At 52.2% G+C, this 21,804-nt stretch carries 14 protein-coding genes; 1 reads left to right on the forward strand and 13 read right to left on the reverse strand.

Annotated features, from left to right (window positions below):
• Window position 1: 1 nt before the first annotated feature.
• The 12 genes from gspE to glcD all read right to left on the reverse strand — a co-directional run bounded on the left by gspE (window position 2) and on the right by glcD (window position 19,487).
• Window positions 2–1,495, reverse strand: coding sequence for a type II secretion system ATPase GspE (gene gspE, locus FQ015_RS11650; protein ID WP_160524080.1), 1,494 nt, complete (start codon window positions 1,493–1,495; stop codon window positions 2–4).
• Complete coding sequence (gspD, locus tag FQ015_RS11655; RefSeq protein ID WP_000498842.1) at window positions 1,495–3,555, reverse strand: type II secretion system secretin GspD; 2,061 nt, start codon at window positions 3,553–3,555, stop codon at window positions 1,495–1,497. The genes gspE and gspD overlap by 1 nt, the downstream gene beginning before the upstream one ends.
• Before the next feature lie 29 nt (window positions 3,556–3,584).
• The gene (gene gspC, locus FQ015_RS11660) at window positions 3,585–4,538 is read right to left on the reverse strand and encodes a type II secretion system protein GspC (protein ID WP_160524081.1); all 954 of its coding nucleotides are present in this window, start codon (window positions 4,536–4,538) and stop codon (window positions 3,585–3,587) included.
• Window positions 4,539–4,553: 15 nt separating this feature from the next.
• The gene (gene gspS2 / locus FQ015_RS11665; RefSeq protein ID WP_105271333.1) at window positions 4,554–4,964 is read right to left on the reverse strand and encodes a type II secretion system pilot lipoprotein GspS-beta; all 411 of its coding nucleotides are present in this window, start codon (window positions 4,962–4,964) and stop codon (window positions 4,554–4,556) included.
• A gap of 65 nt (window positions 4,965–5,029) precedes the next feature.
• The gene (pppA, locus tag FQ015_RS11670; RefSeq protein ID WP_160524092.1) at window positions 5,030–5,839 is read right to left on the reverse strand and encodes a prepilin peptidase PppA; all 810 of its coding nucleotides are present in this window, start codon (window positions 5,837–5,839) and stop codon (window positions 5,030–5,032) included.
• A 163-nt stretch (window positions 5,840–6,002) separates the two neighbouring features.
• Complete coding sequence (gene sslE / locus FQ015_RS11675; RefSeq protein WP_160524082.1) at window positions 6,003–10,568, reverse strand: lipoprotein metalloprotease SslE; 4,566 nt, start codon at window positions 10,566–10,568, stop codon at window positions 6,003–6,005.
• Between the two features lie 494 nt (window positions 10,569–11,062).
• Window positions 11,063–12,745: a glycolate permease GlcA gene (gene glcA / locus FQ015_RS11680; protein WP_000259279.1), complete on the reverse strand. Its 1,683-nt coding sequence runs from the start codon at window positions 12,743–12,745 to the stop codon at window positions 11,063–11,065.
• Between the two features lie 354 nt (window positions 12,746–13,099).
• A complete protein-coding gene (gene glcB / locus FQ015_RS11685; RefSeq protein WP_160524083.1) occupies window positions 13,100–15,271 on the reverse strand; it encodes a malate synthase G in 2,172 nt (723 codons plus the stop codon).
• A gap of 21 nt (window positions 15,272–15,292) precedes the next feature.
• Window positions 15,293–15,697 (reverse strand): GlcG family protein, encoded by a 405-nt coding sequence (locus tag FQ015_RS11690; protein ID WP_000853256.1) that lies wholly within the window; start codon window positions 15,695–15,697, stop codon window positions 15,293–15,295.
• A gap of 4 nt (window positions 15,698–15,701) precedes the next feature.
• A complete protein-coding gene (glcF, locus tag FQ015_RS11695; RefSeq protein WP_160524084.1) occupies window positions 15,702–16,925 on the reverse strand; it encodes a glycolate oxidase subunit GlcF in 1,224 nt (407 codons plus the stop codon).
• A 10-nt stretch (window positions 16,926–16,935) separates the two neighbouring features.
• Window positions 16,936–17,988: a glycolate oxidase subunit GlcE gene (glcE, locus tag FQ015_RS11700; RefSeq protein ID WP_160524085.1), complete on the reverse strand. Its 1,053-nt coding sequence runs from the start codon at window positions 17,986–17,988 to the stop codon at window positions 16,936–16,938.
• Entirely contained in the window at window positions 17,988–19,487 is a 1,500-nt protein-coding gene (glcD, locus tag FQ015_RS11705; protein ID WP_160524086.1) for a glycolate oxidase subunit GlcD, read from the reverse strand. The genes glcE and glcD overlap by 1 nt, the downstream gene beginning before the upstream one ends.
• 250 nt (window positions 19,488–19,737) lie before the next feature.
• On the opposite strand from glcD, the gene glcC reads away from it, so the two are divergent.
• A complete protein-coding gene (gene glcC, locus FQ015_RS11710) occupies window positions 19,738–20,502 on the forward strand; it encodes a transcriptional regulator GlcC (protein ID WP_001332920.1) in 765 nt (254 codons plus the stop codon).
• Window positions 20,503–20,508: 6 nt separating this feature from the next.
• Here the strand turns inward: glcC and yghO are convergent, their stop codons facing one another.
• Window positions 20,509–21,651 (reverse strand): protein YghO, encoded by a 1,143-nt coding sequence (gene yghO / locus FQ015_RS11715; protein WP_039021393.1) that lies wholly within the window; start codon window positions 21,649–21,651, stop codon window positions 20,509–20,511.
• Window positions 21,652–21,804 lie beyond the last annotated feature (153 nt).

Below are 21,804 nucleotides of genomic sequence, written 5' to 3' on the forward strand. Positions count from 1 at the left end.
ATTACGCCTCCATCGTTACCCGCAGCACTTCATCGAGAGAGGTTTCTCCGGCGAGCACTTTCTCAATGCCGTTGCTGCGGATACCCGCAGAGTGTTGCCGGACATAACGTTCCAGCTCCAGTTCCCCGGCCTGACGGTGGATCAAATCACGCAATGTGGCGTCCACCACGATCAGTTCATGGATAGCGGTACGTCCGCGAAAACCTTTGTGATTACAGGCGGGGCAGCCCTGCGGATGGTACAGCGTGACGGTACGCACGTCGGTAATCCCCAGCAGGCGTTTTTCTTCATCAGTGGCAGGCGCGGGCTGGCGGCAGTCGGTGCACAGTGTGCGAACAAGTCGCTGCGCCATCACGCCCGTCAGGCTGGAAGAGAGCAGGAAAGGCTCAACGCCCATATCCTGCAAACGCGTGATCGCCCCCACCGCCGTGTTGGTATGCAGCGTGGAAAGCACGAGGTGTCCGGTCAATGACGCCTGGACGGCGATTTCTGCGGTTTCGGTATCGCGGATTTCACCGACCATCACCACATCCGGGTCCTGACGCAAAATCGCGCGCAGGCCACGGGCGAAGGTCATGCCGACGCGGGTGTTAACCTGTGTCTGACCGATCCCTTCAATCATGTATTCGATGGGGTCTTCAACCGTGAGAATGTTGCGCGAGTGGTTGTTCAGCTCCTGCAATCCGGCGTACAGCGTGGTGCTTTTGCCGGAACCTGTCGGCCCCGTCACCAGAAAGATGCCGTGCGGTTTGTGCAGTAGCTGGCGCAACTGCGTGGTCAGTTCATGGCTCAACCCCAGACGTTCCAGCGTCAGGCGGGCCTGGTTTTTGTCCAGCAGTCGCAGCACCACGCGCTCGCCCCAGGCGGAAGGCATAGTGGAGACACGCACGTCAATCGCCCGACCACCCAGCAGCAGCGCAATACGGCCATCCTGCGGTACGCGCTTTTCGGCGATATCCAGCCGCGCCATCACCTTAATACGTGATACCAGCAGCGAGGCCAGTTTGCGCCCCGGGCGCAGCATTTCATGTAATGTGCCGTCAACACGAAAACGGATCACCAGACTCTTTTCAAATGTCTCGATGTGGATATCCGAAGCGCCTTCTTTAATCGCCTCTGCCAACATGGCGTTGATCAGTTTGATGATCGGCGCATCATCGTCACTTTCCAGCAGATCTTCCGTTTCCGGCAGTTCTTCTGCGAGAGTAAAAAAGTCCTCAGCAGAACCGAGATCTTCCATCAGCTGGCGAGCCTCGGAAGAGTCACGCTGCCAGACCGCATTCAGCCGCTGTTCAAATTCGGCTTCGTCGATTTGCCGCAGCGTAAAGGGCGCGTTCAGCCCCCGTTGCAGCTCCTGCAAAACAGAGAGCGACAACGGATGCACATGGAGGATCTCCAGCGACGCTTCGCACCATGCCACCAGGCTAAACCGACGGCTGAAACTGTAGGGCAGACGCACGGTGTTAGCAGTGGTTTCCTGTGCTACAGGCACCATTAACGCGTTCTCCCGGCATTAAGGAACGCACGAACTTCCGGCGGTAGAGCCTGATTTTGCGCTGGCAGTACCGGCTGCGCGGTGTGCGGCATCAGGCTTAAGCCTTGCTCATCGCGATAGATCTGTTCGGCGCGCATATAGTTATATTTGCGCTGCGACACGCCGTCTGCCGCCATACCATCACGCAGAATGGTCGGGCGGATAAACACCATCAGGTTACGTTTTTCTTTTTTATCCGCCGTCGATTTAAACAGGTTACCAATCAACGGGATATCGCCCAGCAGCGGCACTTTCGCCACGCTTTCTCCCGCCTGATCGTCCATCAGACCGCCAAGCACGATCAGCTCACCATCGTTTGCCAGCACGGTAGTTTTCAGTTTGCGCTCGCCAAACACGACGTCGAGGCTGGTCTGTCCTTCCACCTTCGACACTTCCTGCTCAATCACCATCTGTACCGCGTTTCCTTCGTTAATCTGCGGCGTGACTTTCAGCATGATGCCGACTTTTTTCCTTTCTACTGTATTGAAAGGATTGCTGTTATTGGAGCCAACGGTAGAGCCGGTTAATACCGGAACATCCTGGCCCACCATGAAGAAGGCTTCCTGGTTGTCCAGCGTAGTGATGCTCGGCGTGGAGAGAACGTTCGAGCTGGAGTCGTTTTTAACCGCCTGTACCAGCGCCATCCAGTCGCCTTTCACCACGCCAACCGCCGTACCGCTAAAGCCAGAAAGAAGCTGGGCGAGCGTGGAGAGATCGCCGTTAGTATCCGGGTTAATGGTGGTGGCACCGTTTTCGCTGATCACCGTTGAACCTTTCTGCGGTTTCGCCTGAGAAATGGCTGCGCCCAGCGTACCGATAGGGATCTGCGTACCGTTAGCAAACTGCATTAATCCGGCATCTTTCGACGCCCACTGCACGCCGAAGTTGATATTGCTGCCTTCGGCAACTTCCACGATCAACGCCTCGACATGCACCTGAGCACGGCGAATATCCAGTTGTTCAATCACGCTTTGCAGCGACTGCATGATGTCCTGCGGCGCGGTGACAATCAGGGCATTACTGTGTTTGCTGGCGGCGATGGAGACAACCTCACGCCCGCTACCAACCGTGCCTTCCGCCTCTTCTTTAGCCGCTGTGAGCGTGCCGCTGACCTGTTTCAACACATCGACCAGATCTTCGGCTTTGCTGTATTTGAGATAGAACACCTGGCTGTTGCCGCTGCGCTCCATTTCTGAATCAAGGCGACGGATCAGGCGGCGCATTTTGTCTCGCGTGGCAGGGTCACCACTGACAATCACGCTGTTGGTGCGTTCATCAGCGACAATTTGAGATTTCAGCGTTGCTGGCTGGTTCTCGCCGCTGTTTTTGGTCAGGCTTTCCAGCACCCGGGCAATTTCCGAAGCTGAGGCGTTATCCAGCGGGATCACCTCTTCGGTGCGGTTTCCCGCATGATCCACGCGCTGGATCACTTCCGTCAGGCGCTCCACGACGGAGGCGCGTCCGGTAAGCATAATTACGTTGGAGGGATCGTAATTAACAACGTTGCCTGAGCCTGCGCTGTCGATCATCTGGCGCAAAATCGGTGCCAGTTCGCGGACCGACACATTACGTACCGGCACTACTTTGGTGACCATTTCATCGCCCGCGTAGTTGTCGCTGCCTTCACCGACCAGCGGCAGCGGCTCAACTTTTGCGGCGCTGGATTTCACCACCTTCAGCACGTCGTTTTCCATCGGTACGACGGCATACCCCTGCGCTTCCAGCAGGTTAAGGAATAACTGGTAATACTGGCGTTCATTGAGCGGCGTCATAGTGCGAATACTCACTTTCCCCTGAACGCCCGGCCCCATAATGATGGTTTTATTAAGGTTAGCGCCGACGGTTTCGATGAACGATTTCAGGTCGGTATCTTTAAAATTAGCGGTGAAAGTGGCTTCTTCCGCCCAGACCGGTGAACTGCATAATACCGCTGCCAGCACCAGCGGCAGTAAACGCTTTTTTGTTTTGAGGCCAGTTGTCTTCTTACGCCAGACCGACAACGTAATATCACGCCAAAACACGATGAATGATTCTCCTGGATTAAATGCGGTTAGCGCAGCGCGATGGAAATGTCGTGGCGCGCACCCTTGCGTAAAACCGTAAGTTGAATGGAATCCATTGAAGGTAACTGCCGCATCAGAGCAATCATTGCTCGTGGATCAGTGAAATCCTGCTGATTTAGTGCAATGGCGATATCGCCTTCCTTGAAACCGCTGGCATCGAACAGAGAACGATCTGCCCCCGGTTTCACTGCATAACCGACAATCCCCTCCTTACGCACAGGCGTAAGCTGGATATAGTTAAAAATTTTCTGCGGATCTTTCGCCAGTGCCTGACGCACGGCAGCTGGGATCTCAACGGGCGCACTGGCAGCAGGCTCAGCAACAGCTTGCTTTGCTTCGTCACTGACGGCTTTTTTGTTGGTCACGGCTACGGTGGAACGCTCCTCTTCAGCCAGACTGAGCCGCTCCATTTTTCCCTGATAGCGCAGCATCACATGGTCGCGATTGATTTCCTCAATCACCGCGTTGTGAGAGCCAAGCCGTTCACCCTGCAAATAGACCTGCTGTTTGCCACCTTCTTCAATCACCGCGCCGGGTCTGGTACCAAAGGCGATCCCGCGCAGCACCACATTAAGACGCGTTTCTGCTACAGGTTCAGGTTGCTTTACCGGTGCGGCGACGCGCTGATATTTACCAAACCAGTTTTGCTGGCTGATTAATTGCGCGTCATTTTTATCGAACGGTTTTGCATCCGCGCGGGGCGGTTTATTCACCGATTGAGAAACCGCCGTATATTCCGCAGAAAAGGAGAAATAGCGCCAGAGTGAATACGCCATTTTTGCAGAAATAATAAGCAGCATCAGCCAGAACATCGCGCGAGCAATTTTTCGCAGATGCTCTTTGTTTGTATTAAGAGATTGTCTCTGGTTAAGAGTGTGACGAATTTTAGTCAACCATTGAATGAGATAAATTCGTGCGTCACGAAAAACAACCCGCGCCAATTTATATACCCGACGTTATGCTTTGACTATTCCACAAGTAGTGCGATCCAGTTTCCGCTGATACTGGTTACCTGTACGTGTATCATTAATCGTTATGCTGTAATTAATTCCCTCGGTGATCATTAATTTCACCGTTGGGTCTGCACACATTTGTCGTTGGTAGCTGGTTAAAAAGGCGTCAGGCGTCTGCGTGGTCTGAGCACCCGCTTCGCTGATGATGGTCATTTTTACCGTCGTGCCGCTGCTTTGCGCCAGCACTAAGGTATAACCCGCAGATTTAATCGGCAGGTTTTGGCTGATATTTTGCGCCTGTTTTTTCGCCAGTAAACTGGCATTTTCATTATGGCTGGCACAGCCACTGAATAATCCTGTAGCGCTCAATAATAGCGATATTAATACCCTCCCTGGCATCTGTTTTATCGACATGGTAAATAATCTCTAAGGTTATTAATAAGAGTTAAAATGTCACTTTGATAATGACGGGATTATCATTAAAACAATGCCTGTAGATAAAGTGTTGCTATACCGCCCAGACTTAAACACGGTCCAAAAGGCAGTGTGGTTGATCCTCTTTTTGTAATAACGGCATATATCAGGCCGCAGCATGAGGCGATTAAAGCCACATTGGGCAGCGACAACGCGCCCACCCAGCCACCTAACGCGGCGAAGAGTAATACATCGCCCATGCCTAATGCTTCTTTACGCAGAACTATTCCGGCTATCCAGCGCAGGGAGTAAAAAGTGATAAATCCCACCAGGACGCCGGTAACTGCGTCTTGTAGCGTTAACGGACTCTGTTTCGCCCATGCCGCAATCAGTCCTGTCCACAATACGCCCTGAGTAAAAACATCGGGCAGCCATTGGTTATCAAGGTCGATGATGCTCGCGGCAATCAGCCAGGCGGATAATATCATCACCGCCAGCGCCCATCCACTTTCCGGCCAGACCAGACTCGCCAGCAAAAAAGCGAGTGCCGTCAATAACTCCACCAGCGGATAACGCTTGCTGATTTTCGCCTGACAATCACGGCAGCGCCCTTTGAGCATCAACCAGGAGAGCAGCGGAATATTGTCACGAACGCGGATGGTCTGCTGACAATGCGGACAGTGCGAACGCGGTAGCGCCAGGCTTATTTTTGACTGCGCACTCGGCATTTCACCGTGAAACTCCGCCATTTGTTGGCGAATCATGATGGGATAACGCCAAATCACCACATTCAAAAAACTGCCGATGATCAATCCTCCGACGGTTGCCAGTATGGGCATCGCCGCAGGGTATTGCTGAAAAACATCAAAAAGCATGGTTAAAGGTTGTTTGTTGTAACTTGCCGGATGTGGGCCTGCAGGTGTATGCCATACGGCTTTCCTCCAGGCCCGATAAGCTTGCGCATCGGGCATATGTGTTGACCCGGTGCGCCTTATATCATGCCGGATGCGGCGCGAGCGCCTTATCCGGCCTACGGGCTTACTCGGCAGACATCTTATGCTCGGTAACCTGATTAATGGTTTCCGGCCCTTGTTCCGGTTTCGGCAGGTGCAGCGCTGCGAGCGTGTTGTAAGCCGACTGGCTCACTCCGCCCTCGAAGCTCATCTCGCTTGCCCCCGGAAGCTGGTAAGCATTCGCACCCGGATTCCACTTCTTAAAGAACTCCGAAAGATCCGTCTGGGCGACCCAGGATGCACACAGCATCAGCGTGTCCGCTGCGTTACCGTTGGATTCAGCACAGTAATTTCTGCCGCCAAACTTGTCATTGCTGACCTCATCGCCGCGTGCTTTACGATGCATCAACTGGAACAGGTTCCAGCCTTTCATCCCTTCACGCTCGCTGTAAAACTCTGGCAGAGGAGTGCCATCTGGATACCATTTCTTGATATCAAAGTTTTTCTCTGCCCATTCCTTCAGCTGCGCGTACATCAGCAGACGGTCACCCGCACCGCCGCGCGCCCATGCCTGGTTGTTGCTCTCCTCCAGATATTCCGGTGCGACGGTAATATCGTCAGCGACACGGTTCATCTTGCCGAGATAGCGATCCTGCATGTACAGCGCCAGCACGTTGTTCGCCACTTCGGTCGCGCCCGGTACAGTCAACGGCGTTTCGGCGGCGTTATGCCCTACTTCATGCCAGATCAACCAGTCGTTCAGCGGCGTCGTCGGCAGCGTGGTGCTGTTCGTCGAGAAGCTGCTGTTCATTACCGGATAACCCGAATGCGCATCACCGATGGAGATCTGCACATCGTTGGCGAAACGATGTTTATGCCCCGTCAAGTTTTTATAGGTAAACATCCGGTGGTTACCGCTTTCGCTATCACGGCCATAGAAGTCATTCATCGAGCTGGCAAAGGTATCCAGATCTTTAGCGAATTGCTCCAGACCGCCCGTGTAATTGCTGGCATTCAGGTTCTTCTTCGGCGTAGTGTAGATGAAAGCGTCTGACTCCAGCTCGCCCAGCGGCGCAGGGGAGTTCAGATCGTTTTTCCATTCGCCGTCTTTATAGAACGGCGCTTTTACTACACCGGTAAAGGTGAAGCTGGCAGATTCATTGTCTTTGCTGTCGCCTTTGATATAAATCAGGCCACCGTAAGGCACCTTGAACGTCAATTCACCGTTAGCCGCCAGAGAATAGGTTTTAGTGACTCTTGGCGGACGGTTCAGCGCGACTTCATGCTTCTCACGTCCGGTCAGGTCGTCAGCCAGCGCCACGGTGACGGTCACAGGGACTGACGCCGAAGACTTAATGGTGACGTCCTGCTGGGCCGGTGCCCACAGACCGGTAGATTGCATATTACCCGCAAACCATTTGGTCGGATTCGAGTACAGGCTGATGGTTTCAGTAACCTCTTCTCCCCCTACAGATACCGCTCCAGGGTACTTCTCCACATCAACCTTAATGTTCAGATCCCACCAGGAACGGCCCAGCATCAGGCGCGTCAGCGGTTTTTCCATATAGTTGAGCGGGTAGCTCGGATTCATCATGCCCGCTTTGCTGCCTTCACCGTAGATCATCTTGTTATCGATCAGCGATTTTTTCAGATCTGCAGAACACTTGGTGCCACCTGCATAGGCATCATTGGCGTAGCAGTTCAGGAACTCGGTGAACGTTTTAAAGCCCAGCTCGTCATTTTTGCCTTCTTCATAACGATAAGCCGTATCGTTCCACAGCCAGACTGACATGTTCTGGTACAGACGCTCCAGATCGACGCTGTTCAGACGCTCACCTTTACTGCCTTTAGTACGGAAATAAAGCTCATGCTGATACAGGCGCTGAATGTTGGTGCCTAAATCCGCAGCCTGCACCATCGCTTTCGCCGTGTTGGCGTCAAGATTCAGTTGCGTATAGCGCGGAACATACATGCCACCAGTAACCGGAACCCCCGTGCCAGGACGATATTCCAGGCAGTTGACCTCATAGTGGTATGCCGAGTCCTTACACTCCTGTAATCCAGGAAACTTCTCAAAGATTTTTGCCTTTGCAGCCTCCAGAGACTCTTTGGTTTTAAACTCCGCCTCATCAATAAAGGCATAGCGCGTTTCCTGTTTGCCATCTACATCTTCCAGCCAGCTGGCAACTTCCAGTTTCGGTTTGTCATCAGGTTTGTTATCTACCTGATATTTCCACTTAACTTCCCCTGTCTCGCTATCGATGGAGTATGGCAACGCACCGTCTACGGCAGGATAACGTTCATAGACCCAAATGCCCGTTGCGCGCTGCTGACGAACGCGGTTCGGATACCCTTGAGGATCATTATTCACCACCGACTTGTTCAGTGCCATTGACAGGCCTGCGGCATCAAGCAGGCGCACAAAGCCAGACGCGCTCTCTTCCTTAAGATTGCTCATCACGTTTTCCATGATCAGCACCGAACCGCCTTTGTCCAGATAGGCTATCAGATCGGTCACATCCTGCTGGCTCAGCTTCGGTTTGCTGGTATCTGCACGTAGAGGCACTGCATAGGGATCACCAGACCACTGAGTCACATATTCAAAGCCGTTGAGGATCAGCAACGGAACTTCTTCCGGATTCAGATCGCCATAGCTGGTCAAATGTTTAACAGAAATACCTGCGAAATCCGGATGGAAGCCAAACGCAGCACGGCTCCCCGTAACCTGGCCATGATTTTTGAAATAAACGTTTTCCAGGTTCGTACCCACGGTCATTGTGCTCTTGGTATTTGGCTGCCAGATGTCGTTTGACAGATAGCGCAGTACGTTCTGCATGAAGTGCTTCATGTCATCTGAATCACCGCTGAGCGTACACTCACCTTTATCATTAACACCACCGGCCCAGCTGTAACCATTCGGGCAACGCAAAATGCTATTGTAGTGCGGGTTACCGATAACCATCAGTTTGCCCTCACCGACTTGCCCCAGCGAAATAAACGGCAGATTGAAGGTGGCGGTATCGCGCGTAACGTTCTCTGGCTGCACAATGGAAGGCGCTTCCGTAATGTACGCCAGCTCGTTTTTATCCCAGGCGCGTTTTTCGCCAAACGCCAGCCAGTAGTTTTTATCATTACGCGCCATCAGAATCGGGAATGCCGCGTTGGAGATATTCACTACCGCCTGACCGCGCGCATTTCCCGTGCTGCCATAGAAGTTGGTAGAGTCATGAAATACATGGAACTTGCTGACAGACTGGTAGTTCGTATCCACGCCCCACAGCTTGTTGATAACGCCCTGAATCTGGCCGTCATTAACATTGCGCGTCGTCAGCGAGAACCAGCGAGCCTCGTTACAACCGTCGCTTTTCGCACAAATCGCGGTATCGATCTCTTTGGCCTGCCCCGTCTTAAACTGCTCGATAAATTCGTTAGGCAGCACAACGTTTTGATCGCCTTCATCCAGCGTCGCGCCATTGGATAACGAGAGATTGATAATCTCGTTGATCACGTTGGGATATTCGGCAAAGATCTTGCGTACATCGTCCGGAACAACACGGGTATTATTTTGTCCGGCTTTCGAATAGCGGTGGATAAGCTGATCAACATTCGCGCCGTGAACTTCATCACCCAATTCAGTCAGCGCAATAGTCGACTTATTGCCGCGTACTGAGCCCAGTTCAAAGGTATCGATACCAAAGGAGATGGTTTCGCCCCAGCTAAAGGAGAATTTACCGTTTTCGTCAGTTACGCCACGGCCTGAATTGGTGTAGTAGTCTACGCCAGCAACACCGTTCCCCAGGCTATCCACCAGATGGCCTTCGGAAAGAATGATTTCAGTTGGTTGATACTGATAAAACTGTTCCGCGTTAGCCGACACGAAGGACGCGTTCAGATCCGGTTTTGTTCCCTCTGTCGTGACTGGCACTACCGTTGAGGTATGGGTGGACGGCGCTTTATCAGTCGCAGCATTGTTTTCCACCTCTTCATTGACCAGCTTGCTGAAATCGTTTGTTGCCAGATCAATTTGCTTATACAGTTTTTCAAAACGCGCGCGATCAACCACTGACGAGAAAGTAAGACAAAGCTGTTCTGCATCTGCGGGGCAACTGTCGCTGGACGTCACCAGAGAGATGGCGTTGGTTTTCTTATTTGCAGAATCCGCCAGCTCCTGCGCGTCCTCAAGGCTAAACGACACTTTGTCAACCGCACGCAGGCTACGCGCAGTCTCTGACTGGGTGTTGAATGTTGCAATGGTCGTACTGCCCACCACACAACTCACGGTATTGCCTGGCGTAAAGGTAAAGCCGTCGCTGGATTCACCATTACAGGTAGCACCAGTTACCCGCTGGCTTCCGCCCAGGGTCAGATACCCCGTTTTCGTAGGAACAGGTTCTGGTTCTGGCTCCGGTTCTGGTGTCGGCTCTGGATCGGGTGTCGGGTCTGGTGTAGGTTCTGGGTCCGGCGTCGGCTCAGGTGTCGGTTCCGGGGTTGGTATTGGATCGGGTTTCACTTCCGGCAAAGTCCCTGCTCCAGAATCTACAGACGGCGTATCGGAGGACGATCCTGAACCACCGCCATCACAACCGGTTAATAAGGTTGCGCTTAAAATAGCCGCTAAAAGCGATTTTTTATATTTAAATTTCTTATTCATTAATAACGCAAGTGACAAAATAAAATTAAAGAATTTGTAACTGGGAAAATAGTTTTATGCTTTATTTTCTCTAATAACTTCCTCCATTCTTAAGAAAACGGCATCATTTATAGAAAAACAGGTGAAATCTATAAGAATATCCCCTATACGATATCTGTCAGGTTATTTTTACGAAATTTCAACAAACAAAAAATCAACAACTTTTCACAGCGTAACCATATAAATTCGTTGATAGTTTTAACGATTTAGATTGCAAAAGCAACAGATAGAACGGTGTTTGCTCATCAAGCGAACATAATTAATACAGACTTGTTTTGCGTGATAAAAAAACAGATGTTCTCACACCCTTAATTATTTAGTATGTTATCTGAATGCAATACATTATTACTGTATAGATAATAAAGCGGGAAATGATTTTAAATTAATAAGACAGAATAATGTAATGAACAAAGAATGAAGCCGGATGATATTAACGATCATCCGGCTTTATTGATTTACGAGACTAACATTCCGGTAAACACATACGCCTGCAGCAGCGTGATAATGCCGATAACGCTGGCAAAAATCAGACTGTGCTTCACGGTGTAGCGGAACAGTTCAGATTCTCGGCCCACCATGCCCGTCGCGGCGCAGGCCACGGCGATAGATTGCGGGGAGATCATCTTGCCAGTTACGCCGCCGCTGGTGTTTGCTGCCACCAGCAGAGTGTCAGAGACGTTGATTTGCTGCGCCGTCGTTGATTGCAGTGAACCAAACAGGGCGTTAGAAGACGTATCCGAACCCGTGAGAAATACACCCAACCAGCCAAGGAACGGTGAGAAGAACGGGAACATCACGCCTGTGCCCGCCAGCACCAGCGCCAGCGTGGTGGACATGCCGGAATAGTTGGTGACAAAAGCAAATGCCAGCACCATGCCAATCGACAGTATCGGCCACTTCAGGCTAATTAGCGTTTCGGCAAAGACGCCAATACCTTTCTTGATCCCCACGCCGAGGATGAAGATAGAGATAATCGCCGCAATAAAAATAGCGGTACCGCCAGCAGAGAGGGGGTCGAATTTAAACACCGCATCCATTGGCGTTGGCTGAGCGACAATGGGTGCCGCTTTCAACACTTGTTGATGCAAATGAGGGATCTGGAAATTAATCACCAGCGAATAAAACGCACCGCCCGGAGCAAATAACGCTTTAAATGGTTTCATCGTCCAGATGGTAACCAGTACCGTTAAGATTAAAAACGGTGACCATGCACGAATGATTTGCCCCAGACTATATTCTGAAGGCACGGGACCGCCAGAAGATGGCTTATTTACCACCATCGCACCTGCGGATTGCCCCATGCTGATTGCCGTTTCGGTATTTTTCGGCCGCCAGACTTTAAGGAATAAAGCGAGTGAGACAATACTCACCAGCGCCGAAGTAATATCCGGCAGTTCCGGACCAATGTAGTTAGAGGTAAAGAACTGCGTGACAGCGAAGCTTCCCCCTGCAACCAGCGCCGCTGGCCAGGTCTCTTTCACCCCTTTCCAACCGTCCATCATTGCCACCAGCCAGAATGGCACAAGAACCGACAGGAACGGTAACTGACGTCCCGCCATTGCGCCAATATCAAACGGATCGATTCCCGTTACCTGACCAGCGACCAGAATCGGCACGCCCAACGCACCAAACGCCACCGGCGCAGTGTTGGCAATCAGACACAACCCCGCCGCATATAACGGTTTGAAGCCCAGCCCCACCAGCAGAGCGCCTGTAATCGCCACCGGCGCGCCAAAGCCAGCCGCTCCTTCCAGCAGTGCGCCAAAGGAGAAACCAATCAGTAACACCTGCAAACGCTGATCGTCGGTGATGGAGATAACCGAACTGCGGATAATATCAAACTGCCCGCTGGCAACGGTTAATTTATACAGGAATACCGCCGCGACAATAATCCACGCAATAGGCCATAATCCATAAATAAAGCCATAGCCCGCAGCAGCAAATGCCATATCAATTGGCATTTTAAAGGCGAATATCGCAATCAGGATAGATAATATAAGGGTTATTGCTCCAGCAACATGCCCTTTCAGACGTAATACCGCGAGTGCAACGAAGAAGAATATTATCGGGATCAGGGCGACCAGAGCGGATAGCCCCAGTCCTCCCATCGGCATATACATTTGGGTCCAGGTAACCATATTGTTCAGTCTCTTATTATCTTTATATGCTTGATATACTTAAGGTTGTAATAAGCAAAAGAGGACTGAACTGTAAAATATAGGCGTTATACTTTACAGCAACAGTACGCCGCTAACGCAATTGCTACCTCTGGCATAACAAGTATATCGGGTAAGGGTTTCTGTTCCGCACACACAGGTGCAGAGTATCGTAAAGATGTCCATAATGTTGTTTTAATCCCGCTAGTGATGCGCTACGGGTATTTAATATTGTTAAACCCTGATAATCGCTCCGGTTATTTCCGGGATAAATATACTACCGCAGTTACTATCATAGCCCCGACAATAAAACTTGCCGGGGCTTTTTTGATGCTATTAATGACTTTCTTTTTCACGTAAACGCCAGGCGTGTAATAACGGTTCGGTATAACCGTTTGGCTGTTTCACGCCGAGGAAGATCAAATCGCTGGCAGCTTTAAAGGCACACGAGTTAGCGAAATTCCCGACCATCGGACGATATGCCGGATCGCCAGCATTTTGCTGATCCACCACTTTCGCCATGTTCTCCAGCGACGCATGCACCTGATCTTTGGTCAGAATACCGTGACGTAACCAGTTGGCGATATGCTGGCTGGAGATACGCAACGTTGCACGGTCTTCCATCAGCGCCACGTTGTGAATATCCGGCACTTTAGAACAACCAATCCCCTGCTCTACCCAACGCACCACGTAGCCCAGAATTCCCTGCACGTTGTTATCCAGCTCTTGTTGGATCTCTTGTGCCGACCAGTTAGCGTTTTCAGCAACCGGAATGGTCAGCAGATCGTCCAGCAGCGGTTCAAATTCAGCATTGAACTCGGTCTGGGCAATGTTGGCTTGCACACTCTGTACGTTGGTTTGATGGTAGTGCAGCGCATGGAGTGTAGCGGCAGTTGGCGACGGAACCCAGGCCGTGTTCGCCCCGGCACGTAACTGATCGCCCTTCTGGCTGTACATGTCTGCCATCAGGTCCGGCATTGCCCACATCCCTTTACCGATTTGCGCTTTACCGCGCAGCCCGCAGAACAGGCCGGAAAGCACGTTGTTGCGCTCGTAGGCTTTGATCCACGGCGTCGATTTCATCTGGTTTTTACGCAACATTGGGCCCGCTTCCATCACCGAATGCATCTCATCGCCAGTACGGTCGAGGAAACCGGTATTGATAAACGCCACGCGGTTGCTCGCCTGAGCGATACAGCTACGCAAGTTCAGCGAGGTCCGGCGTTCTTCATCCATAATGCCCATTTTCAGGGTATTCGGTTTCATACCAAGCATTGTCTCAATGCGGGTAAACAGTTTGTTGGCAAAAGCCACTTCCTGTGGACCGTGCATTTTCGGTTTCACAATATAAACGCTGCCGGTACGCGAGTTTTTCTGCACTTTTAAGTCGTAGAGGGCAATCGCACCAGTCATGACGCCATCAAGAATACCTTCCGGAATTTCATTACCTTCGCTGTCCCAAATCACAGGAATGGTCATCAAATGACCTACGTTGCGGATAAACAGCAGCGAACGTCCGTGCAGAGAAATTTCAGAGCCATCGGCGGCGGTGTACTGACGATCGTCATTCAGTTTACGCACGATTTGCCGACCGTTTTTCTCCATTTTCTCTTGCAGAGTCCCCTGCAACAGGCCCAGCAGGTTGCGATACAGCAGGATTTTATCTTCCGCATCAACCGCCGCGACCGAATCTTCGCAATCGAGAATGGTACTGATGGCCGCTTCGACGATAACATCGTTGATGTGCGCCGGATCGTCTTTGCCAATCCGCCCGTTGGCATCGATTTGTAGCTCAATATGCAGGCCGTTATTTTTCAGCAAAATGCAGGTCGGCGCAGCGGCATCGCCACGGTAACCGACAAACTGTGCTGGAGTACGTAACGTGGTTTCTTTACCATTTTTCAACTGGATGCGTAATTGTTTATCGACCACCTTAAACGCCACCACATCCTGATAGCTGCCATTTTCCAGCGGTAGTGATTCATCGAGGAAACACCGAACCCAGGCGATAACCTGCTCACCACGCTGCGGATCGTAGCCGCTGACCATCGCCCCTTCCTGCGGGATGATGTCGCTGCCGTATAACGCATCGTACAGTGAGCCCCAGCGAGCGTTCGCCGCGTTCAGCGCGTAGCGAGCATTCATTGCCGGAACCACCAGCTGTGGCCCCGCCTGGCTGGTGATTTCGCTGTCGATGCCCGTGGTTTCCACCGTAACGTGGTCAGGCTGTGGCACCAGGTAGCCCAGTTCACGCAGGAAAGATTTATAGGCCGCTTTATCTTTTACCGGCCCCGGATTGCTGCGATGCCACTCATCAAGCGCCGCCTGAATGCGATCGCGCTCTGCCAGCAACTGACGATTCTCTGGCGCCAGATCGTGAACGATCTCATCAACATTGTGCCAGAACGCGGCAGCATCCAGTTCCACGCCAGGCAAAACTTCTTCATCCACAAAACGTTTAAAATTGGCGTCAATGCGTAAACGGCCCTGGGTTATGGTTTGACTCATTGTTTATCTCCTCGTTTTCGCTTATTTCGCCAACACCGCTGCTGCCGCTTTCGCGACCTGCGCATCCTGTGCTCCGGTTAAACCAGAAACCCCCACGGCACCAATAATTTGCCCATCCACAACAACCGGTACGCCACCTTCCAGAGACGTCAGTAACGGCGCAGTCACGAACGCGGTACGTCCGTTGTTCACCATCTCTTCATAGCCCTTAGTTTCACGACGCCCCAGCGCGGCGGTACGCGCTTTCTCCTGGGAGATGTAAGCCGCAATTGGCGCGCAATCATCCATGCGACTTAACGCCAACAGATGACCGCCGTCATCGGCAACAGCAATGGAAACAGACCAGTTATTTTTCTGCGCCTCTTCCTGACCTGCGGCAATAATTGCACTCGCCATTTGCTGGCTAAGAATGACTTTAGTTTTCATTTTGTTATTCCTTATCAAGGGCTTGTTCTACAATTTCAATCCAGTGACGCACAGAGGTACGACCGGCACTCGCCAGATGCATCTGGCAACCAATGTTGGCGGTGACGATCATTTCCGGTTTGCCGCTTTCCAGCGCATTCATTTTGTTATCCCGCAGCTGGCGCGCCAGATCGGGATGCGTTAATGCATACGTTCCCGCCGACCCGCAGCACAGATGGCTGTCGGGAACGTCGGTTAAGGTAAATCCAAGACGAAGTAACACTTTTTCTACTTCGCCGTTCAGCTTTTGCGCATGTTGTAGGGTACACGGGCAGTGGAAAGCCAGTTTTTTATCGCCGCGAATTGCCAGTTTTTCCAGCGGTTCCTCGCGCAGAAGTTCGACTAAATCGACCGCCAGCTCACTGACCTGACGCGCTTTATCGGCATACAACGCATCGTTTTTCAGCATCTGCCCATACTCTTTGACAAACGCGCCGCAGCCGCTGGCAGTCTGCAAAATTGCCTCGGCACCTGCTTCAATCGCGGGCCACCAGGCATCAATATTATTGCGCGCCCGCGCTAACCCTTTCTCTTGCGCATTAAGATGATAGTCCACCGCGCCACAACAGCCTGCTTCGTTAGCTGGCATGACGCTGATCCCCAGACGATCCAGCACTCGCGCAGTTGCCGCGTTGGTGTTGGGCGAAAGCGTAGGCTGGGCGCAGCCTTCCAGCATTAAAACCCGACGCTTATGGCGCAGCGGTGGACGCGGTTTAGCTTTCACGGTTTCAGCAGGCAGTTTTGCTCTGACCTGTTCCGGTAAAAACGGTCGCAGCACCAGCCCTACCTGCGTCAGCGCACGGAAGACCGCCGGACGCGGCACTACCTGGCGCAATCCTTCGCGCAGCATTCGCTCCGGCAGTGGGCGTTTCACTTTCTGCTCGACAATATCACGCCCGATATCCAGCAAATTGTGATAGCGCACACCAGAAGGACAGGTGGTTTCACAATTGCGACAAGTGAGACAGCGATCGAGATGCTCCTGCGTTTTAAGCGTGACTTCGTTGCCCTCCAGCACCTGTTTAATCAGATAGATGCGCCCGCGCGGCCCGTCCAGTTCATCGCCTAAAAGCTGATAAGTTGGGCAGGTTGCGGTACAAAATCCACAGTGAACACAGGCGCGCAGGATGCTGTCGGCTTCCAGCGCACGCGCGTTCTGAAGCATCTCTTCAGTTAACCGGGTTTGCATAGCCTGCTCCTTAAAGTTCCGCGTACATGCGACCGGGGTTAAACACGCCGCAAGGGTCGAGCTGCTGTTTAAGCTGCTGGTGATAGCGGAATAAAGGAGCCGGTAGCGGGGCAAAGCCACCATCTCCGGCACTAAAGCGGGTCGCATGACCGCCTGCGTTGCGGGCAATGCGATGGATTTGATTGTCATCGGCTGTCGATTTCAGCCAACGTAACGCGCCGCCCCAGTCGATCAGTTGCTCGCCGGGTAAATCCATCATCGGCGCATCGGTGGGTAAGGAAATACGCCATAAAGTGCCCGGTAATGAGAAGAACGGCAGTTGTTGTTCACGCAATTGCTGCCAGAACTGACCCGCAACCTCTTCGCCACCCAGCAGTTCACGTGCTGCTTTTACCGATCCTTCGCCGCCCTCAAGGCGGATCCACAACGCATTGTCGAAGTAACATAAGCCACTAATGGGTAATGGCTGGAGTTGCCACTGGGCGATTTCATTCATGGCTTCTTGCAGGCTTATTTCCCGACGCAAGCTCAGTGTGGCGCGCGGTCGCGGCAACACTTTCATCGAGATTTCAGTGAGCACGCCAAGACAGCCGTAGCTTCCGGCCATTAACCGCGAGAGATCGTATCCGGCAACGTTTTTCATCACTTCGCCACCAAAGCGCAGATGTTTTCCAGTGCCGGTAATAATGCGCGTACCGAGGACAAAATCGCGTACTGAACCACTCCACGGGCGACGCGGCCCTGCCAGCCCGCAGGCGACCATCCCGCCCCAGGTGGCTTCTTCACCATAATGCGGTGGCTCGCAGGGGAGCATTTGCCCCGCGCTCTCCAGCGCCGCTTCAATCGCCACCAGCGGTGTTCCGGCACGCGCGGTAATCACCAGCTCGGTCGGGTCGTAATTAACAATGCCGCGATGGCAACGCACATCCAGCGTTTGCCCGATGACAGGACGACCTAAAAAGGCTTTGCTATTGCTTCCCTGAATCGCCAGCGGCGTTTTATCGCTAATTGCCTGATTCACCTGCTCCAGCAGTACCTGGCTGTAATCACACTCGCGTAGCATCAGAAACGCTCCAGTTCAGGGAAAGGTAAATGACCGTGATGCACGTGCATGGCACCAAATTCAGCGCAGCGGTGCAGTGTGGGGATGTTTTTCCCAGGGTTCAGCAAACCATCAGGATCAAACGCCGCCTTGACTGCATGAAAGGTAGTAATTTCATCACTGTTGAACTGGGCGCACATCTGATTGATTTTTTCGCGCCCGATGCCATGTTCCCCACTGATACTGCCGCCTACTTCAACACAGAGTTCAAGGATCTTCCCACCCAATTCTTCCGCACGGGCGAATTCACCGGGTTCGTTGGCATCGAAAAGGATTAACGGGTGCATATTGCCGTCTCCGGCATGAAAGACGTTGGCAACGCGTAAATCATATTGCTGCGATAAACGGGCAATGCCTTCCAGTACGCCAGGCAGAGCGCGACGCGGGATGGTGCCATCCATGCAGTAGTAATCCGGGGAAATACGTCCCACCGCCGGGAAGGCGTTTTTGCGACCGGCCCAGAAACGTACGCGCTCTGCTTCGTCCTGTGCCAGACGGACGTCAGTCGCGCCCGCTTTCAACAAGATGTCGTTAACCCGCTCGCAGTCTTCCTGTACGTCAGACTCCACGCCGTCCAGCTCGCATAACAAAATCGCTTCGGCGTCGACGGGATAACCGGCATGAATAAAATCTTCCGCCGCGCGGATCGACAGGTTATCCATCATCTCCAGCCCGCCGGGGATAATGCCATTAGCGATGATGTCGCCAACCGCAAGTCCGGCTTTTTCTACCGAGTCAAAGCTGGCTAACAGAACTCGTGCCACAGGGGGCTTCGGCAGCAGTTTTACCGTCACTTCGGTGGTCACGCCGAGCATGCCTTCCGATCCGGTGAACAGCGCCAGTAGGTCAAAACCGGGCGAATCCAGCGCGTCCGATCCCAGCGTTAGTGCCTCGCCATCCAGCGTTTGCACTTCAATTTTCAGCAGGTTATGTACGGTCAGACCATATTTCAGACAGTGGACGCCCCCGGCGTTTTCCGCCACGTTGCCGCCAATGGAACAGGCGATTTGTGAGGAAGGATCCGGCGCGTAATAGAGATTATGCGACGCAACAGCCTGGGAGATCGCCAGGTTACGCACGCCCGGCTGCACACGCGCACGGCGACCAACGGGGTTAATGTCGAGGATTCCTTTAAAGCGCGCCATCACCAACAACACACCTTTTTCCAGCGGCAGCGCACCGCCAGAAAGTCCGGTGCCTGCGCCACGGGTCACTACCGGTACATGCAAACGGTGGCAGACAGCGAGAATCGCCGTCACCTGTTCCATCTGCTTAGGCAGAACAACCAGTAATGGACGCGTACGATACGCGCTCAACCCGTCACACTCGTAAGGAATGATCTCCTCATCGGTATGCAGGATCTCCAGTCCAGGGACATGCTCACGCAGTGCCATCAGTACCGATGTACGGTCGACATCGGGTAAAGCGCCATCAAGACGCTCTTCGTACAAGATGCTCATGAGTAGGGTTCGCTTTGTTGTGTTGTGTGGCAGCTGATTTTTGCGCGCTGCTTCTGTGAACAGTTATTAAGCGGGCTTTTCGTTTTCGTCTATCTCTTTAGCTACCGGTCAGACCATTTTTTTTCCAGCTCTGTGACCTTGCCTTGGTTAACTTAATGTTAAATTGATGTAACATAATCACTTACGTGATGTGCGTGTTTTGCGAATCAAGAACAGAAAAATTGGTCCTACCTGTGCACGAGGTCCGGGAATGAAAGATGAACGTCGCCCTATTTGCGAAGTGGTTGCAGAGAGTATCGAACGGTTAATTATCGACGGCGTGCTGAAGGTCGGTCAGCCGCTTCCTTCGGAGCGTCGACTGTGTGAAAAGCTCGGCTTCTCGCGTTCCGCACTGCGTGAAGGGCTGACCGTGCTGCGCGGACGCGGGATTATTGAAACAGCGCAGGGGCGCGATTCCCGAGTAGCACGGCTTAATAGAGTGCAGGACACCAGCCCGCTAATTCATCTGTTCAGCACGCAGCCGCGAACGCTGTACGATCTACTCGACGTTCGCGCATTGCTGGAAGGCGAATCGGCAAGGTTGGCAGCTACGCTGGGAACCCAGGCTGATTTTGTTTTGATAACCCGCTGTTATGAAAAAATGCTCGCAGCCAGTGAGAACAACAAAGAAATTTCGCTGATCGAACATGCGCAGCTGGATCATGCTTTCCATCTTGCCATTTGTCAGGCTTCCCACAATCAGGTGCTAGTTTTTACGCTGCAATCATTGACCGATCTGATGTTTAATTCAGTGTTTGCCAGCGTAAATAATCTCTACCATCGACCACAGCAAAAAAAGCAGATCGATCGCCAACATGCGCGGATCTACAACGCGGTGTTGCAGCGGCTGCCACACGTCGCCCAGCGCGCAGCACGCGATCATGTGCGGACCGTGAAAAAGAATCTCCACGATATCGAGCTGGAAGGCCACCATTTGATTCGCTCGGCGGTGCCGCTGGAGATGAAGCAGGGGTGACTGCCATCAAATCTGCTTTTCATACAATCGGTAACGCTTGTACGGCTCCGCTCCAATGCGTTCCAGCATGTTATTCATGCCTGTATTGGTTTCGAGGATCCATGACATTTCCAGCGCATCGATCTTCCGGCGAGCAAACGGATCGCGTAAGGCTTCAATCAATAACAGCGCAATCACCGGGCCGATGCGGCTGAACTGATACTCGTCACGCACGCCCATCAGCGGCACTCGCGCAGTTCGCACACCGCTGACTTTTAAGCGCCACAGCAATTTTGCCCAGCCGAAGGGAAAGAGCGATCCGTTCAGATCGGCAATCGCCTCGTTGATGTTCGGCAAGCCGACTATAAACGCGCAGGGAGCAGAATCAATCTCGGCGACGTAGATCATATCGTCCGGTACCAGATACTTTAGTTGATCGCCCATGGTAGCGAATTCATGTTCGGTAAACGGCACAAATCCCCAGTTGTGCTGCCAGCCAGAGTTGAAAATCTCACGCAGGATCTGCATCTCTTCAGCAAACCGCTGACGATTGATGCAACGAATGGTCACCTTTTTGCGTACCTGATCCATCAGTTTTTTTAGCGCCGGAGAGAACGTGAGATCGGTTCGCTGCATCCACCACGCCAGTAAATCAATGCCTTTGTGATAACCCAGTTGTTCAATATGCGCGGCATACCACGGTTTGCCGTGTGGCATCATCGCACTGGGTGGTGTGTCAAACCCTTCAATCAGTAATCCGCTTTCCTGATTGATATTCAGGCTGAAAGGCCCGCTGATCATACTGGCACCTTGTAACTTCAACCATGCTTCCGCTGCGCCAAACAAAGCGGCAAAAACCTGCGGATCATCAATGGCGTCAATCATGCCAAAATGACCGGTATCGTCACCGTAACGCTCGCGGTGCAAGGTATCGATTTGCGCGGTAATCCGCCCGACTATCTGCCCCGCTTTTTTTGCTACCCACGCCTGCCAGATAATATGGTCCGTCCCCGGATTCTTCGCCGACAAATGCTCGCTGCGTTCAATGAACAAAGGGGGTATCCAGTTTGGATCATCGGGATAAAGTGATGACGGAAAAGCGATAAATGCCTTAAGGTCATTTTTATTAATTACTTTTTCAATTTTAATCATCAGCAGATCGCATTCCATATCTCTGTGGATAACAAATAATTAACGGTGACAAACAGATTGCAACAGCAACGAACGGCATCTTAATAATCAACCCAAAGAATACAAACAAAGAATAAATAGTATTTATTAATAATTAAGATAAGGTCAGAGACTACACAGAAGCGCCTCAAT

Origin of the sequence: Escherichia sp. HH26CH, assembly GCF_009820205.1 — a bacterium.
GTDB classification, from domain to species: Bacteria; Pseudomonadota; Gammaproteobacteria; order Enterobacterales; family Enterobacteriaceae; genus Escherichia; species Escherichia coli_F.